Genomic DNA, 19,546 nt, shown 5'->3' with positions numbered 1-19,546 from the left:
GCCCGGCTGGCTCCACTTCTACAACCACCACCGACACCACTCTGCGATTGGCGGCGTACCCTTCGACCGACTCAACAACGTCCCTGGACATCACACCTAGAGCAGAACGCATTCTCGTCGATGAGCGCGACGGGTTCCTTATGTCGCCGGCCGGTCGTATGGTGGAAGCAGAGGCAGGTTCTCAACTCTGCGGGTCCTCCGGGATCGAGCCCTTCGGGGCACAACCTCCATGCTCTGCCTCACTCGACCGAAGCGTGTCAAGGAGGCCCGCAATGTTCCGGCTCATCTGGTTCGCTAGCATCCACGTCCGCAGCATCATGCGTCACTGGATGTCGACCAACATCCTGCTCGACAAGCTCCGCACCCGGCGCGGTCTCAAGTACGGGCCGCTCGCCCTGCTGCTCGCCGCCGCATACTTCTACCTCGCGAGCCTGCTCACCGTGATCATCGACGGTGGCGGGCCACGATGGCTCTATCTGCTGGTCCTGCTGTGCGTCTGGAACGCCTTCAAGTTCCTCTGGACCGGGCCCGTCAGCGTCATCCAGCTCGTTCGCCTCCGAACAAAGGAACGCCGCGATCGTCGCTCAAAAGCGAGAGCCATGACGGGTCGTCGGATCTTCACCGAAGCGAACATCTGACGCTCCCGGGAGGACCACAGAATCGCGCGGCCTGCCTGCGGGCGTGGCTCTCCATAGCCGCTGCGACTCCGTGAGACCATCGAAGTAGTCAGAAGGAGGGGGTACGAATGGCTAGTGGCTTCAAGATCAACAAGCAGGGCATCCGACAGATGACCCGAGAGATCGAGCGAGAGTTCGCCAAGAACCCTGTTCGGATTCCGCTACAAGCAGACCCCTCCACCATGCAGTTGCCACCAGCCACGACGGTCAACAACTACAACGGCCCGGTCGTCACCGTCACCGGTGATCATGCTCAGCTCGCATGGAACAACCACGATGTCGTTCAGACCCAGAAGAGCACGGAGCAGATCGCTCCTGGGTATGAAGAGCTGGCCGACCTTGTGACTCGGCTCCTCGCCAGCCTCTCGTCGCTCCGCCTTGACCCCGAGGATGAGACAGAGGCACAGGCCAGCAGTGAGACGATCTTGCGCGAGGTAGTGAAGGCGGAACCTGACAGGGGAATCATCAAGCGCAGCGTCACCATGCTCAAAGGCCTGCTTGCCCCCGTCGCAGCGGGTATCAGCAAAGCGGTCACGCAAGAGTCCTCCGAGGCGGCCCAGCAGATGATCGAGTCGTTGGGCAACGCGCTCCTTTCCTGAGACGCATCAACTCGGCAGAGGTCACTGATCCTCGATTGCTCCTGCTTCCACCAGGCACGCACGTACAGCCTTCCGTCCGACCCCCAGTCTCCGAGAGATCGCTCGCATCGAGACTCCGCCACGAAATAGCCGCACCGCCTCAGCACCCTCATCGACATCCAGCCCTACACGGCGACGAGGCGTGCTCCTGCGGCGCAGGTGGGCGAACACCGTCGCGCGGTGGATGCCGTACTGCTGCGCGAGGTCATTGACGCTCGCACCTCCCAAGTAGTCGCCGACCAGGTTGTCGATCTCGGCAGCGCTGAGAAAAGTTTGAGCCGTCTCGATTCTCCGGACTAACGGACCACGAGCATCAGAAATCCGGGGTTCCGTCGTTCGGCGCTGATCCCGGTAGACCCCACGCTTCCAGCGGGTGACAAGGGTCTGTGCCCTCTGGGGAATGTTGCTGAACGTGTCACGGAGGGACCCCGCACGAAGCCCCGGTCGCGAGACCGGGGCTTCTGTCATTCACTCGCTCGGCAGGATCTGGCCGATCGGCTCGCGCTTCTCGGCCTGGAAGCGCTGCTCGGTGCGGCCCTGCGCCCAGTAGCCAGAGAGCGAGACCTGCGCGCGCTCGAGCCCGCGGCGCGTGAACAGCTCGTCGCGCATCGCCTTCATCGACTCGCGCTCGCCGTGCACGAACGCCTGCACCCGGCCCTCCGGCCAGTCCAGCTGCGCCACCGCCTCGGCCAGCAGCCCGATGGTCGCTGCGCGCGGCTCTCCGCGGTGCAGCCAGCGCACCTCGACGCCGGCCGGTGCCGCGATGCCGATCTCCTCCGACGCATCCCGCACCTCGATGACCGCGATGCCGCGTGCGTCCGCCCCGAGCGCCTCGATGGCGCGGGCGATCGCGGGCAGTGCCGACTCGTCTCCGGCGAACAGGTGCCAGTCGGCCGTGTCGTCGGGCGCGAAGGCGCCGCCAGGGCCGCTGAACGCGACCCGCTCCCCCGGCTGCACGGTCGCGGCCCACGGACCGGCGAGCCCCTCGGCACCGTGGACGACGAAGTCGAGCGCGATGGAGTCGGCCGTCACCTCGCGCACCGTGTAGGTGCGGGTGACGGGCAGGTCGCCGGGCGCGAGCGTCTCGCGCAGCGCCTCCAGGTCGTAGGGCGGCTCGAGGCCGAGCTCGGGCCCCACGAACATCAGCTTCACGTAGGCATCGGTGAATGCGTTCGGCGTGAAGGTGGCCAAGCCCGGGCCGCCGAGCCGGACACGCACGAGGCTGGGGGCGATGCGCTCGCTGCTCAGCACCTCCAGCACGTGCTGCGGGCGGGGCGGACGAGGAGCGCGGAGAGGGTTCGACATATCCTCTCGACGGTATCAGCGGAGCCTATGCTCTGAGCCGTCGATAGGCTCAACCTCAGCGTGCAGGACGGGGTGGAGCGAATGGTCGAGATGGACCCGGAGGCGTTCGAGCAGCTCGTGACCGACGTGCTGGACGAGCTGCCCGACGAGATGGTCGAGGGGCTCGACAACGTCGTCTTCCTGGTCGAGGACGCGCACCCCGACGAGGATCTGCTGGGGCTCTACGAAGGCGTCGCGATCACCGACCGCGGCAACTACGGTTTCGGCGAGCTGCCCGACCGGATCATGGTCTACCGCCTGCCGCACATCGAGACCAGCGAGACGCTGGACGAGCTGCGCGGCGAGGTGCGCACGACGCTCGTGCACGAGATCGCGCACTTCTACGGGATCGACGACGCCCAGCTGCACCAGCTCGGCTGGGCCTGACCCGTCAGCTCGCGGTCGCTCGCTGCTCGTCCGCGAGCGAGGCCGGGTCGTTCGCAGCGATGTGGGCGTCCTCCTGCGCGCGCCACAGCATCCACCACGAGTCGTCGCCGTCGCGCCGCAGCGCACGGGCGCGCCGCACCGCTTCGGGAGCGTCGAGCCAGATGGACCGGTCGGCGTGCAACCGGCTCTCGATCGTCAGCGAACCGCAGCCCTCGATGATCAGCGCCTGCCCGGGCTCCGCGCGATCCTCTGGCCCCCAGTCGCCGAGCGACCAGTCCCAGCGCCGCCAGACCGCGACCGCGCCGGCCGCGAGCGGCGCGAGGATGCCGCGCTCGAGCAGGCGCGAGCCCGTGGCGAGCCCGTGCCAGCCGGCGTACAGGTCGTCCATGTGGATGACGCGCGCACCGGTCTCGGCCGCGAGCCTCTCGGCGAGCTCGGTCTTGCCGGAGCCCGAGCGTCCGTCGACGATCGTGATCCGGGTGGTGCCGCTCACAGCGCGCCCTGCCAGACCGGGCGGAAGGAGCCGGTCGCGAGCGCCGTGCCGACCGCGAGCGCGCCGACCACCGCCGTGATCAGCAGCAGCACCGCATCCGCCCGGGTCAGCGTCGACGGGCGAGCCCAGGTGCGCTCGGCGCCCCCGAAGCCGCGCGCCTCCATGGCGGTCGCGAGCGTGCCGCCGCGGCGCAGCGCCACCACCAGCAGTGCGAACGCGGCCTGCATCGCACGGCGCACGGCGCCGGTGTCGCCGAGCCCGCGGGCGCGCCTGGCCAGCGAGATCTGCCGCCAGTCCTCCCCCAGCACACCGAACAGCCGCACGCCGGCGAGCGCGGCGAGCACGAAGCGGTGCGGCAGGCGCGCCACCTGCGCGAGGCCGTCGGCGAGCCTGGTCGGGTCGAGGCCGACGAGCCCCACCAGGATCGGCACCCCGATCGCGAGCACGCGCAGCCCGATCGCGAGCGCCAGCTCGATCGACTGGTCGCTGATGACGATGAGCCAGAGCTGTGCGTGGATGCGCCCGCCCGGCTCGGCGTACAGCAGCATGCTGACGGCCGACAGCGGCGCGGCGAGCAGCAGCGGCCAGGAGCGGCGCAGCACGGTGCGCGGCCCGATGCCGGCGCCGGCGAACACGATGATCCAGGCGCCGAGCGCGACGGCCGCCGAGACCAGGTCGATGGTCAGCAGCATCGGCAGCGAGTACAGGGTCGCCGCGGCGAAGGGGGTCACCGGGTTCACCCGGTCGAGACCCCGCGGCGTGCGCGTCAGTGCGCTCATGCTCGCTCCGCCCGAGGGGCGGCGGCGCCGTGCTCGGCCGCCGAGCCGCCGAGCCGCAGCGTCCGGTCGCCCAGCACGCGCTCGACGTCGGGATCGTGCGTGATCGCGACCACCGAGCATCCGCGATCGTCGACGAGCGAGGCGATCAGGCGCACGAGCTCCGTCCAGGTGCGGCGGTCCTGCCCGAAGGTGGGCTCGTCGAGCACCATCACCCTGGGCGCCGGGGCCAGCACGGTCGCGACCGAGAGCCGGCGCTGCTCGCCGCCCGAGAGCGTGAACGGGTTGGCGTCGGCGAGCGCCTCGAGGCGCAGCGCCGCGAGCAGACCGTCCACGCGCTGCGCGATCGCGTGCTTCGGCTGCTGCAGCGCCACCAGGCCCGCTGCGATCTCGTCGCGCACCCGTGCCGCGACGAACTGGTGCTCGGGCTGCTGGAAGACCGTGCCGATGCGGCGCGCGAGCTGCCTCGGCCGCCAGCGGATCGGCCGCGACTCGCGTACGTCGGGAGCGCGCAGCGGCTCGGTCGCCCGCACCTCGCCCTCGACCGCCGGCATCAGCCCGGCCAGCGTCAGCGCGAGCGTCGACTTGCCGGCGCCGTTGGGCCCGGTCACGACGAGCGCCTCACCCGCGCGGATCTCGAGCGAGACCGCCTCGTGCACCGCCTCGCCAGCTCGGCCGGCGCGCACCGCGTCGAGCTCGAGCAGCGGCTCCCCCGCGTGCCCCGTGCCGCGCGCCACCTCCACCGGCAGCCCCGGCACCCAGACGCCGTCGGCCGCCAACTGCGCCCCGTGCGCGCCCAGCACGCTCGCGGGCGAGCCGTCCGCCGCCGCCCCGCCGCCGGCGGTGAGCACCACGACGCGGTCGACGACCGGCAGCCAGGTCTCCACGCGGTGCTCGACGACGACGAGCGTCGCGCCGGTCTCGGCCGCGACGCGCGCCACCGCATCCCGCACCTCGACGACGCCGGCGGGGTCGAGGTTGGCCGTGGGCTCGTCGAGCAGGATGAGCCCCGGCCGCATCGCGATGACGCCGGCGAGCGCGAGCCGCTGCCGCTGGCCGCCCGAGAGCGCGGCCGTCGAGCGGTCGAGCGCGACGTCGAGGCCGACGGCTTCGAGCGCGTGGCGCACGCGACTCCAGATCTCGTCGCGCGGCACCGCGAGGTTCTCGCAGCCGAACGCCACATCGTCGCCGACGCGCGACATGATCGTGTTCGCCTGCGGGTCCTGCAGCACCAGGCCGGCCGTGCCCCGCAGCGACGACGGATGCGCGCCGTCGACCGTCAGCTCGCCGGTCTCGTCGCCCTCATCCTCGCCGCCGAGCACCCCGGCCAGCGCCGACAGCAGGGTCGACTTGCCGGCGCCCGAGGGACCGAGCAGCAGCACCCGTTCGCCGGGCTCGACATCGAGGTCGAGCCCGGCGACGGCAGGCGCATCGCGCCCCGCGTGCCGCCAGCCCCATCCGCGAGCGCGGATGCGGGAGCCGGTCACTGGATGTTCCTCACCGGCCGCGCGCTCGTCCCGACGCGAAGCGGTCGAGCACGCCGGTCGCGGCCAGCGCCCGCGTCAGCAGCCACCCGACGAGGCCGGCGAGCAGCGCGCCGGAGACGGCGACGCAGACGAGGTAGATGGTGAGGAACTCGCCGCTCATGGCGAGGTTGCCGGAGGTGAACAGCTCGAGCGTCCAGGCGGCGACGCCAGCGCCGATGCCGGCCAGCATCGCGACGAACACGCCGAAGCGGCGGTAGGCGAACAGCAGGAAGATCAGCTCGGCGCCGAGCCCCTGCGCGATGCCGGCGTAGACGGTCTCGATCACCCACTGGCTGCCGAGCAGCATCGAGACGACAGAGGCGAGCAGCTCGACGAACAGCGCAGCGCCCGGCTTCCGGATGATGAGCCCGCCGAGCACTCCGCCGATCAGCCAGATGCCGACGGCAAGGCCGCCGAAGCCGGGCGTGAGCGCGTCCATGGCGCTGAACCAGACGTAGCCGACGCCGTTCCAGAGCACGAACAGCAGCCCGGTGGCGACGCCGAGGACGGCGGCGACGACGATGTCGACGACGCGCCAGCTGCTCTTGCGCCTCGCTGGCGCGGTGGATGTGGTGGTCATTGGCAGTGCCTTTCTCTTGGTGAGATGGCACGGGTGACGTGTCTCCCTGCGCTGGCATGATCCAGATCAGGTATGACGGTCGAAGGCTACGGCCTTCCTCTCAGCCCGGCGCACCGGACTCCCGTGTCTGCAGGCAGTCTAGCCCGGACGCATGCACCCGACGGCCGTAGGCTGGCTCAGTGGAAGAGACAGAGGCCGCACCGCAGATCCGATCGTTCGTCGCCATCGGCGACAGCTTCACCGAGGGCGTCGGCGACGAGCTGCCCGACGGCTCGGTGCGCGGCTGGGCTGACTTCGTCGCTGCCGGACTCGCGACCGCCCAGCGCGCGCCGGTGCGCTACGCCAACCTCGCGATCCGCGGCCGCAAGCTCGCGGGCATCCTGCACGAGCAGCTCGACGCCGCGATCGCGCTCGCGCCCGACACGATCAGCATCAACGGCGGGGGCAACGACATCCTGCGCCCGCGGGTCTCGATCGATCACGTCGGTGCGCGCCTGGCCGACGCCGCGCACCGCATCGCGGCCGCAGGCATCCGCCCGATCTTGCTCTCAGGCGGCAACCCGAGCGAGGTGATGCCGATCGGTGCCGTCATGCAGCGCCGTGGGGATGCGCTCGCCCGCGCGGTCGAGTCGCGCATCGCCGACCTCGACGCGCCCTATGTCGACAACTGGGGCGACGTCGAGCTGCGCAGTCCGCGCTTCTGGTCGGTCGACCGGCTGCACCTCAACGCCGCCGGCCACGCGCACGTCGCCAGCAACGTGCTGCGTGCGCTCGGCCAGCCAGCTCCCCAAGGCTGGCGCGACCTGACGGGCGCGACGAGCGCCCAGGGCCGCCGCGATCTCGCCTACTACCGGCAGTACGTGCTGCCGTGGCTCGGCCGCCGCTTCACGGGCCGCTCCTCCGGCGACGGCCGCGACCCGAAGCTGCCGCAGCTGGTCGAGGTGCAGCCGCTGGGCTGAGCAGCCGCGCTGCCGCGGACAGCCGCGAGGGCCGCGACGTCTCGGCCACGGCCCTCGCCCTTCACCCTGTCAAGACTCAGCCGGCGTCGACCAGCTGCTCCTTCAGGGAGTCGATCGCACCGGCGAGGGTCTCGACGTGCATGCCGAGGCCCTCGGCGATGGCGTCCGCCGGCAGCTCGCCGGCGGAGATCTCCTCGAAGAAGGCACCCGCGGTGGGGCGGTAGTCATCGAGCTCCATCAGCGCCTGGTCAGCAGCTGCCTGGTCGTCCGACGCGATCGCCACCGCGTAGTCGACGAAGTAGCCGATGTGCTCACGCCACAGCTCGAGGAAGGCAGTGCCGTTCTCCTCGCCCGCGAGCGAGCCGATGGCCTCGCTGAGCGCCACCGAGTTCGCGTCGAGCGTCGCCGCTGCGCCCTCGAACGCGGGCGACTCCGGGCCCCCCTCCGCGGTGTACGCGGTGAAGACCGCGATGCCGGCGAGGTAGACGTGCTCCTGCAGGCCCGCGGCCAGCGTCGAGCGCAGGGTCGAGGCCTCGTCGGAGACGTCGCCCTCCAGGCCGGCAGCGGCAGCGAGGCCGGTCGCCAGCGTCTCGGCCGACATCGGCATGTGCGCTGCAGCCTCCTGCAGCGCGTCGGTCGCGTCGGCGTCGCCGGCTGCGAACGCGTCGATCGCCGCGCTGAGTGTGTCGACGTGCATCACGAGGTTCTCGGCGATGGCGTCAGCGGGCAGCTCGCCGCCCGAGACGGACTCGAAGAACGCGCCTGCGTCGCCGGTGTAGCCCTCGAGGTTCGCCTGCGCCTCGTCGGCCGCAGCCTGGTCGCCGCCCTTGACCGCGACCGCGTAGTCGACGAAGTAGCCGATGTGCTCGCGCCACAGCTCGAGGAACGCCGCGCCCTGCTCCTCATCGGAGAGCGAGATGACGGCCTCGGACAGGTCGACCGAGTTGGTGTCGAGCGCAGCGGCTGCTGCCTCGAACTGCGCCGAGTCGGGCCCCGCGTGGTAGGCGGTGGCGACGGCCATGCCTGCCAGGTAGACGTGCTCCTGCAGCAGCGCGGTGAGGTCGGCGCGCAGCGTCGCCGCCTCCGACTCGGTCTCACCCGGGATCTCGAGCGCCGTGGCGAAGCCGCCCGCGAGGGTGGTCGCAGTCATCGGCATGTGGCCTGCGGCCGTGCGGGCGTCGGCGAACGGGTCGCCGGTGCCGGAGGGCTGCAGCATTCCCGAATCCATGGTCTCCATCGGCGACTGCGAGGTCTCCGGCGACGTGGTGGCATCGGACTCCATGGGCGTCGAGCATGCGCTGGCTCCCATGATCACCGCGACGGCGCCGACACCGGCGACCGTCCGGAAGAACGCTGACTTCTGCATGTTGCTGCTCCTTCGTGCACGGGGCTCGTGCGGCCCCTGTCGAATGCGTGCACCAGGAGTTCGGCGCCCATCGCTTTCCGGATGGGATCGATGTCCGATCGGCCGATCAGGCGCCGGCGGTCACGAAGTCGATGAGCTCCTCGACGCGGCCCAGCAGCTCGGGCTCGAGGTCGTTCCAGTCGCGCACGCGCGAGCGGATGCGCTGCCACGCGCGCCCGACGTCCTCCTGCGAGTCGTGCGGCATGCCCAGGCGCCGCAGGGTGCCCCGCTTCCAGTCCTCGCCCTTCGGCACCTCCGGCCACGCCTGGATGCCGAGCCGGGCAGGCTTGATCGCCTGCCAGATGTCGACGAACGGATGCCCGACGATGCGCACATGCGCTGCGTGCGGTCCGGTCATCACGGCCTGGGCGATGCGCGTCTCCTTCGAGCCCGCCACCAGGTGGTCGAGCAGGATGCCGAGGCGCCGGGTGGGAGTCGGCGCGAACTCGTCGACGATCGCGGCGAGGTCATCGGCGCCGTGCAGCGGCTCGACGACGACGCCCTCGACCCGCAGGTCGTGCCCCCACACCTGCTCGACGAGCTCAGCGTCGTGCACGCCCTCGACCAGGATGCGGCTGGGCAGTGCGACGCGTGCCTTCAGCCCCTCGACCGCGCGCGAGCCGGATGCGGTGCGCGTCGGCCCCGCCTGCTTCGGCGCCGCAGGCACGAGCTCGATCTCGACGCCGTCGACGAAGAAGCCGCGACCCAGCGGGAAGGCGCGCACCGTGCCGCGCCGGTCCTCCAGGTGCACGTTGCCCGCCTCCACACCGACGACGGCGCCGACGTAGCCGTCGTGCCGCTCGACCACGAGCTCGCGCTCGGCCGGCACGCGCCCCGGCCGCACCGGCGCGCGAGCGGCCTTCGCCTCTGGCGAGAGCACATCGCCGCCCCAGCTGTCCCAGTCCATCTGCACCGGATGATCCTAGGCTCGCGCTCGAACGAACCCGACCTGGCTCGCCGCGCGCCGGGTCAGCGCAGCTGCGCGACCGCCCGCACCGCGGTGATGTCGCCCTGCACGAGGATGCGTGTGACGACCGACTCCTCCCAGCGGGCCAGGCCGTCGCGGATGCGCTGCACCGGCCCGATCAGCCCGATCTCGTCGATGAGCCTCGTGGGCACGGCAGCGATCGCCTCGGCCTTGCGACCCGCGAGGTAGTGCTCCTGGATCTCGGCGCACTCGGCCTCGAAGCCCAGCCGCGCCACTGCGTCGAAGTGGAAGTTGGCGCCCTTCGCGCCCATCCCGCCGACGTAGAGGGCGATCATCGGGCGCAGTCGGTCGGCGGCGGCCTCGACGTCCTGATCGACGACGATCGGCACCGGCACGGACACCTCGAACGCATCCGCACCCGGCAGCCTCGCATCGCGCTTGGCGAAGCCCTCGGCGAGCAGCGAGCGCGCCTCCGCGTCGTTCGCGGGCGAGAAGAGGAAGGGCAGCCAGCCGTCGGCGATCTCGGCGGCGAGCGCCGTGTTCTTCGGGCCTTCTGCCGCGAGGTGGATGGGGATGTGCTGGCGCAGCGGGTGGAGCGTCGACATGAGCGGCTTGCCGAGCCCCGTGGTGCCCTCGCCGGTGCGCGGCAGCGGCAGCTGCGGCCCGGGCGCCGACACCGGCGCCTCGCGCGCCATCACGTCGCGCAGGATCCCGACGTACTCGCGCGTGCGCGCGAGCGGCTTCGGGAAGGCCTGGCCGTACCAGCCCTCCACCACCTGCGGTCCGCTGACGCCCAGGCCCAGGATGACGCGGCCGCCGGAGAGGTGGTCGAGCGTCATCGCCGCCATCGCGGTCGCCGCGGGCGTGCGCGCCGAGAGCTGCGCGATGCCGGTCGCGAGCTTGATGGTGCTGGTCGCCGAACCCCACCATGCCAGCGGCGTGAACGCATCCGACCCGTACGCCTCTGCGGTCCACACCGAGTCGAAGCCCAGCAGCTCCGCCTCCTGCACCGTCTCGAGCGCGCCCGCGGGCGGGCCGGCCTTCCAGTAGCCGAGCATGTAGCCGTAGTCCATGCGCCGATCCTGGCATCTCCGCCGGCCGCGCCGCCCGACCTTGTGGCTGATCGACCACCGAGACGCTGTCAGCGGGGGTTGCCTAGGCTGTCAGACATGGACTTCCGCATCTTCACCGAGCCCCAGCAGGGCGCCTCCTACGACGAGCTGCTCGCTGTGGCGCTCCGCACCGAGCAGCTGGGCTTCGACGGCTTCTTCCGCTCCGACCACTACCTGCGCATGGGCGACGGCGATCCCGGCTATGGGCCGACGGATGCGTGGACGTCGCTGGCAGGGCTGGCGCGCGACACGTCGCGGGTGCGGCTGGGCACGCTGGTCTCCTCCGTCACCTACCGCCTGCCCGGGATCCTGGCCGTGCAGGTCGCGAACGTCGACGCGATGTCGGGCGGCCGGGTCGAGCTGGGGCTCGGCACCGGCTGGTTCGCGGAGGAGCACGCCGCCTACGGCATCCCCTTCCCGAAGCGCCGCTTCGACCTGCTGGAGGAGCAGCTCGCGATCGTGACGGGCATGTGGGCGACGCCTGCCGGCACCCGCTTCTCGTTCGAGGGCGAGCACTACACGATCACCGACTCCCCCGCACTGCCGGAGCCCGCGCAGGATCGGCTGCCGGTGATCGTCGGCGGCCTCGGCGAGAAGCGCACGCCGCGTCTCGCGGCGCAGTTCGCCGACGAGCACAACCTCTCGTTCCCGCCCTTCGACCGCATCCGGCCCCTGTTCGCCGCGCTCGATCGCGCCATCGAGGTCGAGGAGCGCACGCGTCCGGTCGTGCGCTCGGTGGCGCTGGTGGCCTGCGTCGGCGAGGACGAGGCGACGGTCGCACGCCGCGCGGCGGCGATCGGCCGAGAGCCCGCCGAGCTGCGCGAGCACGGCATCGCCGGCACGCGCGCCGAGGTCGAGGACCGACTGGGCGCCCTCGCCGACGATGGCGTCGAGCGGGTCTACCTCCAGACGCTCGACCTGACGGACCTGGACCATCTCGACGAGCTGGCTGCGTTCACGGGCACGGCCGTCGAGTAGCGGCCGAAGGCCGCGCAGCGGGACGCAGAAGGGGGCCGCCCGCAGGCAGCCCCCTTCGTGTCGCGTGCGAGCGTCAGGCGCTCGTGCGGCCGCGATTCTTGGTGATGAGGCCCCAGATCAGCAGCACGACGAGCGCGCCACCGATCGCGAAGAGCCAGCCGAGCGGCGAGAAGAACGAGCCGTAGATGTCGTTGTCCGGCCAGATGGCGCCGGCGATCCAGCCGCCGAGCATGGCGCCCACGACACCGAGCAGCAGCGTGACGATCCAGCCGCCGCCCTGCTTGCCGGGCAGGATGAGCTTGGCGAGCGCACCCGCGATGAGTCCGAAGATGAGGAAGACGAGGAATCCCATGTTGTGCGAGTCCTTCCGTGTCGAGGCGGTGCAAGGGCAGCTCCGCCGAGTCACCGCGATCTGCGGCTTCTTGACGTGAGCGTACCCCTCAACCTGTGAAGTTCCTTGGATTCTCGCTGAACCCGAACTTCCCGGATCTGCACAGCCCGATCAGCTGCTCGCGCGCTCCAGCACGATCTCGCGCACGCGTGCCGCATCCGCCTGACCGCGCATCGCCTTCATCACCGCGCCGATCACCGCGCCGGCGGCCTGCACCTTGCCGTCGCGGATCTTCTGCAGCACGTCGGGCTGCGCCGCGAGTGCGTCATCCACGGCGGCGACCAGCGCCGACTCGTCGGTGACCACCTTGAGCCCGCGCGCCTCCGCCACCTCGGCGGGGCTGCCCTCGCCGGCCATGACGCCCTCGAGCGCCTGGCGAGCCAGCCTGTCGGTGAGCGCCCCCTCGTCGATCAGCCGCTGCAGCTCGGCCACCCGGGCGGGCTCGACGAGCGAGGCCGCCTCGACGCCGCGCTCGTTGGCGACGCGGGCGATCTCGCCCGTCCACCACTTGCGCGCGCTCTGCGGCGCCGCACCGGCGGCGACGGTCGCGTCGACCAGGTGCAGCATGTCGCCGTTGACGACGTCCTGGAACTCCAGGTCGCTGAAGCCCCACTCCGCCTTCAGCCGGCGCTTCCGGGCGACCGGCTGCTCCGGCAGTGCGGCGCGCAGCTCCTCCACCAGCTCGCGGCTGGGCTCGACCGGCAGCAGGTCGGGCTCCGGGAAGTAGCGGTAGTCATCGGCGTCGGACTTCGGCCGGCCGGGGCTCGTCACGCCGGTGTCCTCGTGCCAGTGGCGGGTCTCCTGCGTGATGGTGCCCCCGTCGGCGAGGATCGCCGCCTGCCGCTGGATCTCGTAGCGCACCGCGCGCTCGACCGAGCGCATCGAGTTGACGTTCTTCGTCTCGGTGCGGGTGCCGAGCTGCTCCGAGCCCCGCGGCCGCAGCGATACGTTCGCGTCGCAGCGCAGGTTGCCGCGCTCCATGCGGGCCTCGGAGATGCCGAGCGAGAGCACGATGTCGCGGATGGCGCCGACGTAGGCCTTCGCGAGCTCGGGCGCGTCGTGCTCGGCGCCGAAGATCATGTGCGTGACGATCTCGACCAGCGGCACGCCGGCCCGGTTGTAGTCGACCAGCGAGTACTCGGCGCCCTGGATGCGGCCGGTCGAGCCGCCCACGTGGGTGAGCTTGCCGGCATCCTCCTCCATGTGGGCGCGCTCGATCGGCACCGTGAACCGCCGGCCGTTCGCGAGCTCGATCTCGACCTGTCCCTCGAAGGCGATGGGCTCGTCGTACTGCGAGATCTGGTAGTTCTTCGGCGTGTCCGGGTAGAAGTAGTTCTTGCGCGCGAAGCGGCAGGAGGTGGCGATCTCGCAGCCGAGCGCCAGCCCGAGCGAGATCGAGTAGCGCACGGCCGTCTCGTTCGTGACCGGCAGGCTGCCAGGCAGACCGAGGCTGAGCGGGTCGATGAGCGTGTTCGGCCCGGCACCGTGGAACTCGGGGTGGGCCGGATTCGGGGCGGCCGAGAACATCTTCGTCTTCGTGCCCAGCTCGACGTGCACCTCGAAGCCGAGCACCGGCTCGAACAGCTCGAGCGCCTTGTCGAAGTCCATCAGCTTCGCCTTCATGCTGCGCCTCCCGCGGTGGTTGCTGAGGAGCCGCTCGGAGCGGCGTCTCGAAGTGCCGGTGCCTGGGTGGTGAGGATGCCGCCCCAGCGATCGGCGAGCAGCGCCTCGATGGTCGCACCCGCGCGGTAGAGGCGCGCGTCCTCGAACATCGGGGCGAGCAGCTGCAGGCCGACGGGCAGGCCGTCGTCGCCCAGACCCATCGGCAGGCCCATGCCGGGGATGCCCGCCAGGTTCGCGGGGATCGTGGTGATGTCGTTGACGTACATCGCCAGCGGGTCGTCGATCTTCTCGCCGATCTTGAACGCGGTGGTGGGCGCTGCCGGGCTGATCAGCAGGTCGACCTGCTCGAACGCGGCGTCGAAGTCGCGCTGGATGAGGGTGCGCACCTTCTGCGCCGAGCCGTAGTAGGCGTCGTAGTAGCCGGCCGAGAGCGCATAGGTGCCGAGGATGATGCGGCGCTTCACCTCGGGGCCGAAGCCGGCCTCGCGGCTGGCCGCCATGACGTCCTCGACGGTCTGGCCCTGCTGCTCGACGCGCAGGCCGAAGCGCACCGAGTCGAAGCGGGCGAGGTTCGAGGAGGCCTCGGCCGGGAGGATCAGGTAGTACGCGGCGACGGAGTACTCGAACGACGGGCACGAGACCTCGACGACCTCGGCCCCCGCATCCGTCAGCACCTGCACGGTCTCCTGGAAGCGCGCCTGCACGTCGGCGGCGATCCCCTCGCTGTCGAGCTCCTTCACGACGCCGACCTTCAGGCCGGCGAGGCTGCCCGATGCCGCACCCTCGCGGGCGGCCGCGGTGAACGAGGGCCACTCCCGCTTGAGGCTGGTCGAGTCGTGCGGGTCGTGGCCGCCGATGACGTCGTGGATGAGCGCCGAGTCGAGCACCGTGCGGGTCACGGGCCCGACCTGGTCGAGGCTGGAGGCGAGCGCGATCGCGCCGTACCGGCTGACGCCGCCGTAGGTGGGCTTGACGCCGACCGTGCCGGTGACCGCGGCCGGCTGGCGGATGGAGCCGCCGGTGTCGCTGCCGAGGGCGAAGGGCGCCTCGAATGCCGCGACCGCAGCTGCCGAGCCGCCGCCCGAGCCGCCGGGGATGCGCTCGGTGTCCCAGGGGTTGCGGGTAGGGCCGTACGCGGAGTGCTCGGTGGAGGAGCCCATCGCGAACTCATCCATGTTGGTCTTGCCGAGGGCGACGAGGCCGGCGGCCTTCAGCCGGGCGACCACCGTCGCGTCGTACGGCGGCACCCAGCCCTCGAGGATTCGCGAGCCAGAGGTCGAGGGCATGCCGATCGTGCAGAGCACATCCTTGATCGCCACCGGGGCACCGGCGAGGTCGTGCAGCCGCTCGCCGCTCGCCCGGCGCTCGTCGATCGTCTTCGCCTGCTCGAGCGCGCCGTCGTTGACGTGCAGGAAGGCGTGGATCTCGCCGTCCACGGCGGCGATGCGGTCGAGGTGGGCCTGCGTGGCCTCGACGCTCGACACCTCGCCGGCTGCCAGCAGGCCGGCGAGCTCGTAGCCGGCCAGGCGGGTGAGGTCGGTCGGTGCCTGCGCCATCACTGCTCCTCCCCCAGGATTGCCGAGACGCGGAAGCGCTCGCCGTCGTGGCTCGGGGCGCCCGCGAAGGCCTGCTCGTGCGTGAGCGTCTCGCCCACAACGTCCTCGCGCAGCACGTTGGCCATCGGCACGGGGTGGCTGGTGGCGGGGATGTCGTCGCCCGCGACCTCGCGGACGGTCGCGATGGCGTCGACGATCTGCGACAGCTCGGTCGTCAGGCTCGTCACCTCATCGTCGGTGAGCGCGATGCGAGCCAGTCCAGCCAGATGCTGGACCTCCTCGCGAGTGATCTCAGACATGCGTCTCCTCGTCGTGAGCGGGGTTGCCTCAATCCTACGGTTGCCGGACCACGGCCCAGGCCGCGAGCGCCCACAGCGCGGCCGCTGCGCCGACGCACCACCACCGGTGGTCGGCGGCGATCGCGAGCGCCTCCCGCACGACGGCCCCCGGCAGGTAGGAGCGCCGGGTGCGCGCGCCGACCACCGTGCCATCGATGCCCGTGCGGGCCAGCAGCCACGCGGTGCGGTAGGCGTGATACTCGCTCGTGACCACCGCGAGCGGCGCGCGTGCGGGCGCGGCGACCAGAGGCCGCGAGAGCTCGAGGTTCTCGCGCGTCGTCGTCGAGGCCTCCTCCAGGTCGATCGCGCCGGCGGCAACGCCCAGACGACGGATGAGGTGCTCGGCCATCGCAGACGCCTCGGTGCGCACCTCGTCCGGCCCCTGCCCGCCGGCGACCACGATGCGCGCATCGGGACGCCCGGCGAGCGAGCGGCGCCAGAGCTCAGCTCCGCGCTCGACACGGGTGCGCAGCAGCGGTCCGAGCTCGCGGCCGCGCAGGCCCGCGCCGAGGATCAGCACCGTGCCCGGTGCAGGCGCCGCGCGCCCGCGCCGCAGATGGATGAGGATCGCCAGCGCGAGCGCTGCCGCCGCGCAGCCGGCGACCCACAGCGGCAGCGCCAGCAGCAGGATCGTGCGTGCCAGGCCCGCATCGCTCGCTGCCGCCACCACGATCACGACCGCGAGCAGCAGCATCCCGCCCCCGAGCAACGCGATGAGCAGGTCGATGCGACGCACGCGCACCAGCCGCGTGAGCACCGCTGCGTGCCACAGGCACGCACCGCCGAGCCCGACCGTGGCGATCAGCGCGGCAACGACCAGCAGCGCCCAGCCGCCCTGCGCGAACGGCACATCGAGCCAGGCAGCGACCGGGCGGCGCAGCACCCGCGTGAGGAGGAACGCGAAGGCCACGACGATGGCCGTCGCCCAGAGCGCCGGGCGCAGCACGCGCATCCGTCGACTGCCCCTCACGACCAGCAGACTATCGACGCGCCGCCAGCGGTCGACGGGAGCACTTGCGCAAGGCTCGAACGTGTGTTCGAATGGTGTGCATGCGATGGGAAGGGCAGACGGCGACGCACGTCGATGCCGATGCGCTGCCCGGCCTCGAGGAGCGCGGCAGCGTGCTCGAGCAGTGGCCGACGCCCGGCTTCGACGGCGTCTCGTTCATGGAGATCACCGCGAAGAGCGCCCTGAACCGCGTGCCCGGCGACGGCTTCATGGGCGGCAGCTGGACGATCAACCCCTACCGCGGCTGCCAGCACGCCTGCCGCTACTGCTTCGCCCGCAACACGCACACCTACCTCGATCTCGACGCGGGCGCCGACTTCGACTCGCGCATCGTCGTGAAGGCCAACCTGGTCGAGGTGCTCGAGCGCGAGCTCGCCGGCCCGCGCCGGGCGGTCGACGCGGTGCAGCTGGGCACGAACACCGATCCGTACCAGCGGGCCGAGGGCCGCTACCGGCTGATGCCGGGCGTGCTGCAGGCGCTCGCGAGGCACGGCGCATCGATCTCGATCCTCACCAAGGGCACCCTGCTGCGGCGCGACCTGCCGCTGCTCGCGTCGATCGCGCGCGACGTGCCGGTGTCGGTGGCGATGTCGATCGCGATCTTCGACGACGAGCTGCAGCAGCAGGTCGAGCCGGGCACGCCGACCACCCGCTCGCGCCTCGCGACCGTGACCGCAGTGCGCGAGGCGGGGCTCGACTGCGCCGTCTTCGCGATGCCGATCCTGCCGGGGCTCACCGACACCCGCGAGCACCTCGAGCATGCCTTCGGCGTGATCGCCGAGGCGGGCGCGACGAGCGCGATCGCCAGCTCGCTGCACCTGCGGCCCGGCGCCCGCGAGTGGTACCTGTCGTGGCTGCGGCAGGAGCATCCGCACCTCATGCCCCTGTACGCATCGCTCTACGGCCGCGGCGCGTACGCGAAGCGCGAGTACCGCGACTGGCTGCGCGATCGCATCGGGCCGCTGCTGCGGCAGCACCGGCTCGCGCGGGTGCGCACGACCGCAGGCACCGGACTCGCCGCTCCCCCGCCGCGGGCGAGGCAGCTGCCGTCGACGAGCCAGCCCACGCCGGAGCCGGTGCCGACCCTGTTCTGAGCGGAGCGCCGCTCAGCCGGCGTCGATGAAGGCGCGGATGCGCTCCGAGCACTCGGGATGGTCGATGACGCGGTGCCCGTGGCCCGCGAGCACCACGTGCTCGGCGCCCAGCTCGACGAGCGAAGCGGCTACCTCTTCGTACTCGTCGTTCCAGCCGCCGCTGAGCACGAGCGTGCGGGTCTCGGCGATGCAGTCCGGGTCGACCCGATGCCGCCATGGTGCGCCGTGCAGCCGCGTGCGCCGCGACCACGACAAGGCGTCCGGTGTGACGAGCGGGCCGGGATCCTCGCCCTGGAGCGCACGGAGGAAGCTGCGCCCGAAGCGCTCATCCGTCAGTGCCGCGTCGAGGTAGATCGGCTCGAGCCGTGCGATCAGCGCGGCGCTCGCGGGCTGCTCGCGCGAGAGCTGGAAGAGCGCCGGCTCGATGAGCACGAGCGCGGCAGGCTGCTCCATGCACGCGGCGATCGCCGCGCTCACGCCGCCGAAGCTGTAGCCGACCAGGCCGTCCGCCTCGGCCGCCTCCAGCGCCAGCAGATGGGCGGCGGCCGCGACATCACCGACGGCCGGAGCGTCGTCGCCGTAGCCGGGCAGCACCGGGAAGCGAGCATCCGGGAACGCCTCCGCCTGCTCGGGGAAGGCCTGCCGGCCGACGTGGCCGCTGCCGTGGGCGAAGACCAGCCGCATGCCGCTCAGCACTCCCGCTCGCCGGGCACCGGGGCGCTCGGTTCGGTGCGGGATGCAGGCATGCGCTCCACTGTAGGAGCGCCGGCGCTCGCGCGCGAGGCCGGACTCAGCCGAGCGGGAAGCGGGCGTGCTCGTCGAGCGTGAGCAGGTCCTGGAGGTAGCCGAGGTTGCCCTCCGGCACGGCCTCGACACCGTCGGTGAGGTGCCAGGTGCCCCACTCGAGCTTCATGTACGTCAGCGCCGCCGGCCACAGCTCGCGCTCCTGCCGCGTCAACGGGCACGCGGCCAGGTACGCGTCGCGGAACGCCGCCCACTCCGCGCCCCCGAGCGCGCTGCCGCCGGAGCCGGCGTGCTCGAGCGGGAACAGCAGCGCCGCGACCGCCAGGTCGAGGATGCGCGGGGCGAGCGCGGCGTTCTCGAGATCGAGCATCAGTGCGCCCTCGACGTCGAACAGCAGGTTGTCGGCTCGGTGGTCGAGCGATGCGGGCAGCTGCGGCACATCGGCCGCGCGCACGCGTTCGAGCAGCGGCACGAAGCCATCGAGCTGACTCACCCAGCGCGAGACGTCCAGACCCGGCCAGTGCTCCGCGGCGGAGGCCTCGATCGCCGCGATGTCCTCGTCGATCGAGGCGCGCTCCGGGTTGCCCCATTCGAAGCCGGGGAAGCCGTCGATCACGAGCCCCTCGGAGGCGACGTGCATCTCGCCCAGCAGCCGGCCAGCCGCGCCGAGGTCGGCGCTGCCGCCATCCCAGTCGCGCCCGTTGAGGCGCGGGTACGCCACCCAGTGCTCGACACCGTCACCCTCGCCGACGGCCACGGCGGGCGCGAGCGGCGCGACCGTGCGGATGCCCCGGGCCACCAGTGTGCGCTGCCACGCCTCGAGGGGCTCCGGGCTGCCCCACGTCTGCTTGACGATCGCGGGCACCTCCTCGGCGCCGCCGTGCACGCGCGCGCTCCACACCTCGCTCCAGGGCGACAGAGAGGCGCCGCCGTCGATCGTGAGCAGGTCACCGAAGGCGGTCTGGACGTCGTGTCGATCAGCCATACC

General features: G+C 71.8%; 21 protein-coding genes and 1 riboswitch. Of the genes, 6 read left to right on the top strand and 15 right to left on the bottom strand.

What is annotated here, in order from left to right; genetic code table 11:
* Window positions 1-272: 272 nt before the first annotated feature.
* The gene (locus BM288_RS11055; RefSeq protein WP_092918792.1) at window positions 273-638 is read left to right on the top strand and encodes a sulfate permease; all 366 of its coding nucleotides are present in this window, start codon (window positions 273-275) and stop codon (window positions 636-638) included.
* A gap of 107 nt (window positions 639-745) precedes the next feature.
* Window positions 746-1,276 (top strand): hypothetical protein, encoded by a 531-nt coding sequence (locus BM288_RS11050; protein WP_092918790.1) that lies wholly within the window; start codon window positions 746-748, stop codon window positions 1,274-1,276.
* A 507-nt stretch (window positions 1,277-1,783) separates the two neighbouring features.
* On the opposite strand, the gene BM288_RS11040 is transcribed toward BM288_RS11050, so the two are convergent.
* Window positions 1,784-2,620: a siderophore-interacting protein gene (locus BM288_RS11040; RefSeq protein WP_092918788.1), complete on the bottom strand. Its 837-nt coding sequence runs from the start codon at window positions 2,618-2,620 to the stop codon at window positions 1,784-1,786.
* Between the two features lie 81 nt (window positions 2,621-2,701).
* Between BM288_RS11040 and BM288_RS11035 the strand changes: the two genes are divergently transcribed.
* Window positions 2,702-3,046: a metallopeptidase family protein gene (locus tag BM288_RS11035; RefSeq protein WP_092918786.1), complete on the top strand. Its 345-nt coding sequence runs from the start codon at window positions 2,702-2,704 to the stop codon at window positions 3,044-3,046.
* 4 nt (window positions 3,047-3,050) lie between these two features.
* Here BM288_RS11035 and BM288_RS11030 read toward each other — a convergent pair whose 3' ends face one another.
* From BM288_RS11030 to BM288_RS11015, 4 genes are read right to left on the bottom strand one after another with little or no spacing between them, the layout of a single operon-like run.
* Complete coding sequence (locus BM288_RS11030) at window positions 3,051-3,539, bottom strand: nucleoside/nucleotide kinase family protein (RefSeq protein ID WP_092918784.1); 489 nt, start codon at window positions 3,537-3,539, stop codon at window positions 3,051-3,053.
* Window positions 3,536-4,318 (bottom strand): energy-coupling factor transporter transmembrane component T family protein, encoded by a 783-nt coding sequence (locus BM288_RS11025; RefSeq protein ID WP_092918782.1) that lies wholly within the window; start codon window positions 4,316-4,318, stop codon window positions 3,536-3,538. The genes BM288_RS11030 and BM288_RS11025 overlap by 4 nt, the downstream gene beginning before the upstream one ends.
* The gene (locus BM288_RS11020) at window positions 4,315-5,802 is read right to left on the bottom strand and encodes an ABC transporter ATP-binding protein (protein WP_092918780.1); all 1,488 of its coding nucleotides are present in this window, start codon (window positions 5,800-5,802) and stop codon (window positions 4,315-4,317) included. Before BM288_RS11020 ends, BM288_RS11025 begins: the two co-directional genes overlap by 4 nt.
* A 10-nt stretch (window positions 5,803-5,812) precedes the next feature.
* Window positions 5,813-6,421 carry an ECF transporter S component gene (locus tag BM288_RS11015; RefSeq protein WP_092918778.1) on the bottom strand — a complete coding sequence of 203 codons (609 nt, stop codon included), beginning with the start codon at window positions 6,419-6,421 and terminating at the stop codon, window positions 5,813-5,815.
* Window positions 6,422-6,447: 26 nt separating this feature from the next.
* Window positions 6,448-6,556: riboswitch (TPP riboswitch) on the bottom strand.
* A 44-nt stretch (window positions 6,557-6,600) separates the two neighbouring features.
* On the opposite strand from BM288_RS11015, the gene BM288_RS11010 reads away from it, so the two are divergent.
* Window positions 6,601-7,380: an SGNH/GDSL hydrolase family protein gene (locus BM288_RS11010; protein WP_092918776.1), complete on the top strand. Its 780-nt coding sequence runs from the start codon at window positions 6,601-6,603 to the stop codon at window positions 7,378-7,380.
* Between the two features lie 76 nt (window positions 7,381-7,456).
* On the opposite strand, the gene BM288_RS11005 is transcribed toward BM288_RS11010, so the two are convergent.
* From BM288_RS11005 to BM288_RS10995, 3 genes are all read right to left on the bottom strand, one after another.
* Window positions 7,457-8,746: a hypothetical protein gene (locus tag BM288_RS11005; protein ID WP_092918774.1), complete on the bottom strand. Its 1,290-nt coding sequence runs from the start codon at window positions 8,744-8,746 to the stop codon at window positions 7,457-7,459.
* A 106-nt stretch (window positions 8,747-8,852) separates the two neighbouring features.
* Window positions 8,853-9,692, bottom strand: coding sequence for a DUF3097 domain-containing protein (locus tag BM288_RS11000; protein ID WP_092919082.1), 840 nt, complete (start codon window positions 9,690-9,692; stop codon window positions 8,853-8,855).
* Window positions 9,693-9,754: 62 nt separating this feature from the next.
* On the bottom strand, window positions 9,755-10,786 hold the full coding sequence (locus BM288_RS10995; RefSeq protein WP_092918772.1) for an LLM class F420-dependent oxidoreductase: 1,032 nt from the start codon (window positions 10,784-10,786) through the stop codon (window positions 9,755-9,757).
* A gap of 96 nt (window positions 10,787-10,882) precedes the next feature.
* On the opposite strand from BM288_RS10995, the gene BM288_RS10990 reads away from it, so the two are divergent.
* A complete protein-coding gene (locus BM288_RS10990; protein ID WP_092918770.1) occupies window positions 10,883-11,803 on the top strand; it encodes a TIGR03560 family F420-dependent LLM class oxidoreductase in 921 nt (306 codons plus the stop codon).
* Window positions 11,804-11,876: 73 nt separating this feature from the next.
* Here BM288_RS10990 and BM288_RS10985 read toward each other — a convergent pair whose 3' ends face one another.
* The 5 genes from BM288_RS10985 to BM288_RS10965 form a co-directional block, all read right to left on the bottom strand.
* The gene (locus BM288_RS10985) at window positions 11,877-12,155 is read right to left on the bottom strand and encodes a GlsB/YeaQ/YmgE family stress response membrane protein (RefSeq protein ID WP_092918768.1); all 279 of its coding nucleotides are present in this window, start codon (window positions 12,153-12,155) and stop codon (window positions 11,877-11,879) included.
* A 150-nt stretch (window positions 12,156-12,305) separates the two neighbouring features.
* The gene (gatB, locus tag BM288_RS10980) at window positions 12,306-13,817 is read right to left on the bottom strand and encodes an Asp-tRNA(Asn)/Glu-tRNA(Gln) amidotransferase subunit GatB (RefSeq protein ID WP_092918766.1); all 1,512 of its coding nucleotides are present in this window, start codon (window positions 13,815-13,817) and stop codon (window positions 12,306-12,308) included.
* Window positions 13,814-15,373, bottom strand: coding sequence for an Asp-tRNA(Asn)/Glu-tRNA(Gln) amidotransferase subunit GatA (gene gatA, locus BM288_RS10975; RefSeq protein ID WP_092918764.1), 1,560 nt, complete (start codon window positions 15,371-15,373; stop codon window positions 13,814-13,816). The genes gatB and gatA overlap by 4 nt, the downstream gene beginning before the upstream one ends.
* A complete protein-coding gene (gene gatC / locus BM288_RS10970; RefSeq protein WP_092918762.1) occupies window positions 15,373-15,672 on the bottom strand; it encodes an Asp-tRNA(Asn)/Glu-tRNA(Gln) amidotransferase subunit GatC in 300 nt (99 codons plus the stop codon). Before gatC ends, gatA begins: the two co-directional genes overlap by 1 nt.
* Before the next feature lie 34 nt (window positions 15,673-15,706).
* Entirely contained in the window at window positions 15,707-16,681 is a 975-nt protein-coding gene (locus tag BM288_RS10965; protein WP_143103095.1) for a YdcF family protein, read from the bottom strand.
* A gap of 80 nt (window positions 16,682-16,761) precedes the next feature.
* Here BM288_RS10965 and BM288_RS10960 point away from each other — a divergent pair, with 80 nt between their 5' ends.
* A complete protein-coding gene (locus BM288_RS10960; RefSeq protein WP_092918758.1) occupies window positions 16,762-17,814 on the top strand; it encodes an Rv2578c family radical SAM protein in 1,053 nt (350 codons plus the stop codon).
* 12 nt (window positions 17,815-17,826) lie between these two features.
* Here BM288_RS10960 and BM288_RS10955 read toward each other — a convergent pair whose 3' ends face one another.
* Entirely contained in the window at window positions 17,827-18,498 is a 672-nt protein-coding gene (locus BM288_RS10955) for an alpha/beta hydrolase (RefSeq protein WP_143103094.1), read from the bottom strand.
* Window positions 18,499-18,604: 106 nt separating this feature from the next.
* Window positions 18,605-19,543, bottom strand: coding sequence for a phosphotransferase enzyme family protein (locus tag BM288_RS10950; RefSeq protein WP_092918754.1), 939 nt, complete (start codon window positions 19,541-19,543; stop codon window positions 18,605-18,607).
* Window positions 19,544-19,546: the final 3 nt, after the last annotated feature.

Origin of the sequence: Agrococcus baldri (genome assembly GCA_900114805.1) — a bacterium.
Classification (GTDB): Bacteria; Actinomycetota; Actinomycetes; order Actinomycetales; family Microbacteriaceae; genus Agrococcus; species Agrococcus baldri.
This window is presented reverse-complemented; position numbering and strand designations above follow the sequence as displayed.

What these genes read in the sequence shown, in the direction of transcription:
- BM288_RS11055 (WP_092918792.1), top strand. Translation starts at nt 273, where the DNA reads ATGTTCCGGCTCATCTGGTTCGCTAGCATCCACGTCCGCAGCATCATG.
- BM288_RS11050 (WP_092918790.1), top strand. Translation starts at nt 746, where the DNA reads ATGGCTAGTGGCTTCAAGATCAACAAGCAGGGCATCCGACAGATGACC.
- BM288_RS11040 (WP_092918788.1), bottom strand. Translation starts at nt 2,620, where the DNA reads ATGTCGAACCCTCTCCGCGCTCCTCGTCCGCCCCGCCCGCAGCACGTG.
- BM288_RS11035 (WP_092918786.1), top strand. Translation starts at nt 2,702, where the DNA reads ATGGTCGAGATGGACCCGGAGGCGTTCGAGCAGCTCGTGACCGACGTG.
- BM288_RS11025 (WP_092918782.1), bottom strand. Translation starts at nt 4,318, where the DNA reads ATGAGCGCACTGACGCGCACGCCGCGGGGTCTCGACCGGGTGAACCCG.
- BM288_RS11015 (WP_092918778.1), bottom strand. Translation starts at nt 6,421, where the DNA reads ATGACCACCACATCCACCGCGCCAGCGAGGCGCAAGAGCAGCTGGCGC.
- BM288_RS11005 (WP_092918774.1), bottom strand. Translation starts at nt 8,746, where the DNA reads ATGCAGAAGTCAGCGTTCTTCCGGACGGTCGCCGGTGTCGGCGCCGTC.
- BM288_RS11000 (WP_092919082.1), bottom strand. Translation starts at nt 9,692, where the DNA reads ATGGACTGGGACAGCTGGGGCGGCGATGTGCTCTCGCCAGAGGCGAAG.
- BM288_RS10995 (WP_092918772.1), bottom strand. Translation starts at nt 10,786, where the DNA reads ATGGACTACGGCTACATGCTCGGCTACTGGAAGGCCGGCCCGCCCGCG.
- BM288_RS10990 (WP_092918770.1), top strand. Translation starts at nt 10,883, where the DNA reads ATGGACTTCCGCATCTTCACCGAGCCCCAGCAGGGCGCCTCCTACGAC.
- BM288_RS10985 (WP_092918768.1), bottom strand. Translation starts at nt 12,155, where the DNA reads ATGGGATTCCTCGTCTTCCTCATCTTCGGACTCATCGCGGGTGCGCTC.
- gatB (WP_092918766.1), bottom strand. Translation starts at nt 13,817, where the DNA reads ATGAAGGCGAAGCTGATGGACTTCGACAAGGCGCTCGAGCTGTTCGAG.
- gatA (WP_092918764.1), bottom strand. Translation starts at nt 15,373, where the DNA reads ATGGCGCAGGCACCGACCGACCTCACCCGCCTGGCCGGCTACGAGCTC.
- gatC (WP_092918762.1), bottom strand. Translation starts at nt 15,672, where the DNA reads ATGTCTGAGATCACTCGCGAGGAGGTCCAGCATCTGGCTGGACTGGCT.
- BM288_RS10960 (WP_092918758.1), top strand. Translation starts at nt 16,762, where the DNA reads ATGCGATGGGAAGGGCAGACGGCGACGCACGTCGATGCCGATGCGCTG.
- BM288_RS10955 (WP_143103094.1), bottom strand. Translation starts at nt 18,498, where the DNA reads ATGCGGCTGGTCTTCGCCCACGGCAGCGGCCACGTCGGCCGGCAGGCC.
- BM288_RS10950 (WP_092918754.1), bottom strand. Translation starts at nt 19,543, where the DNA reads ATGGCTGATCGACACGACGTCCAGACCGCCTTCGGTGACCTGCTCACG.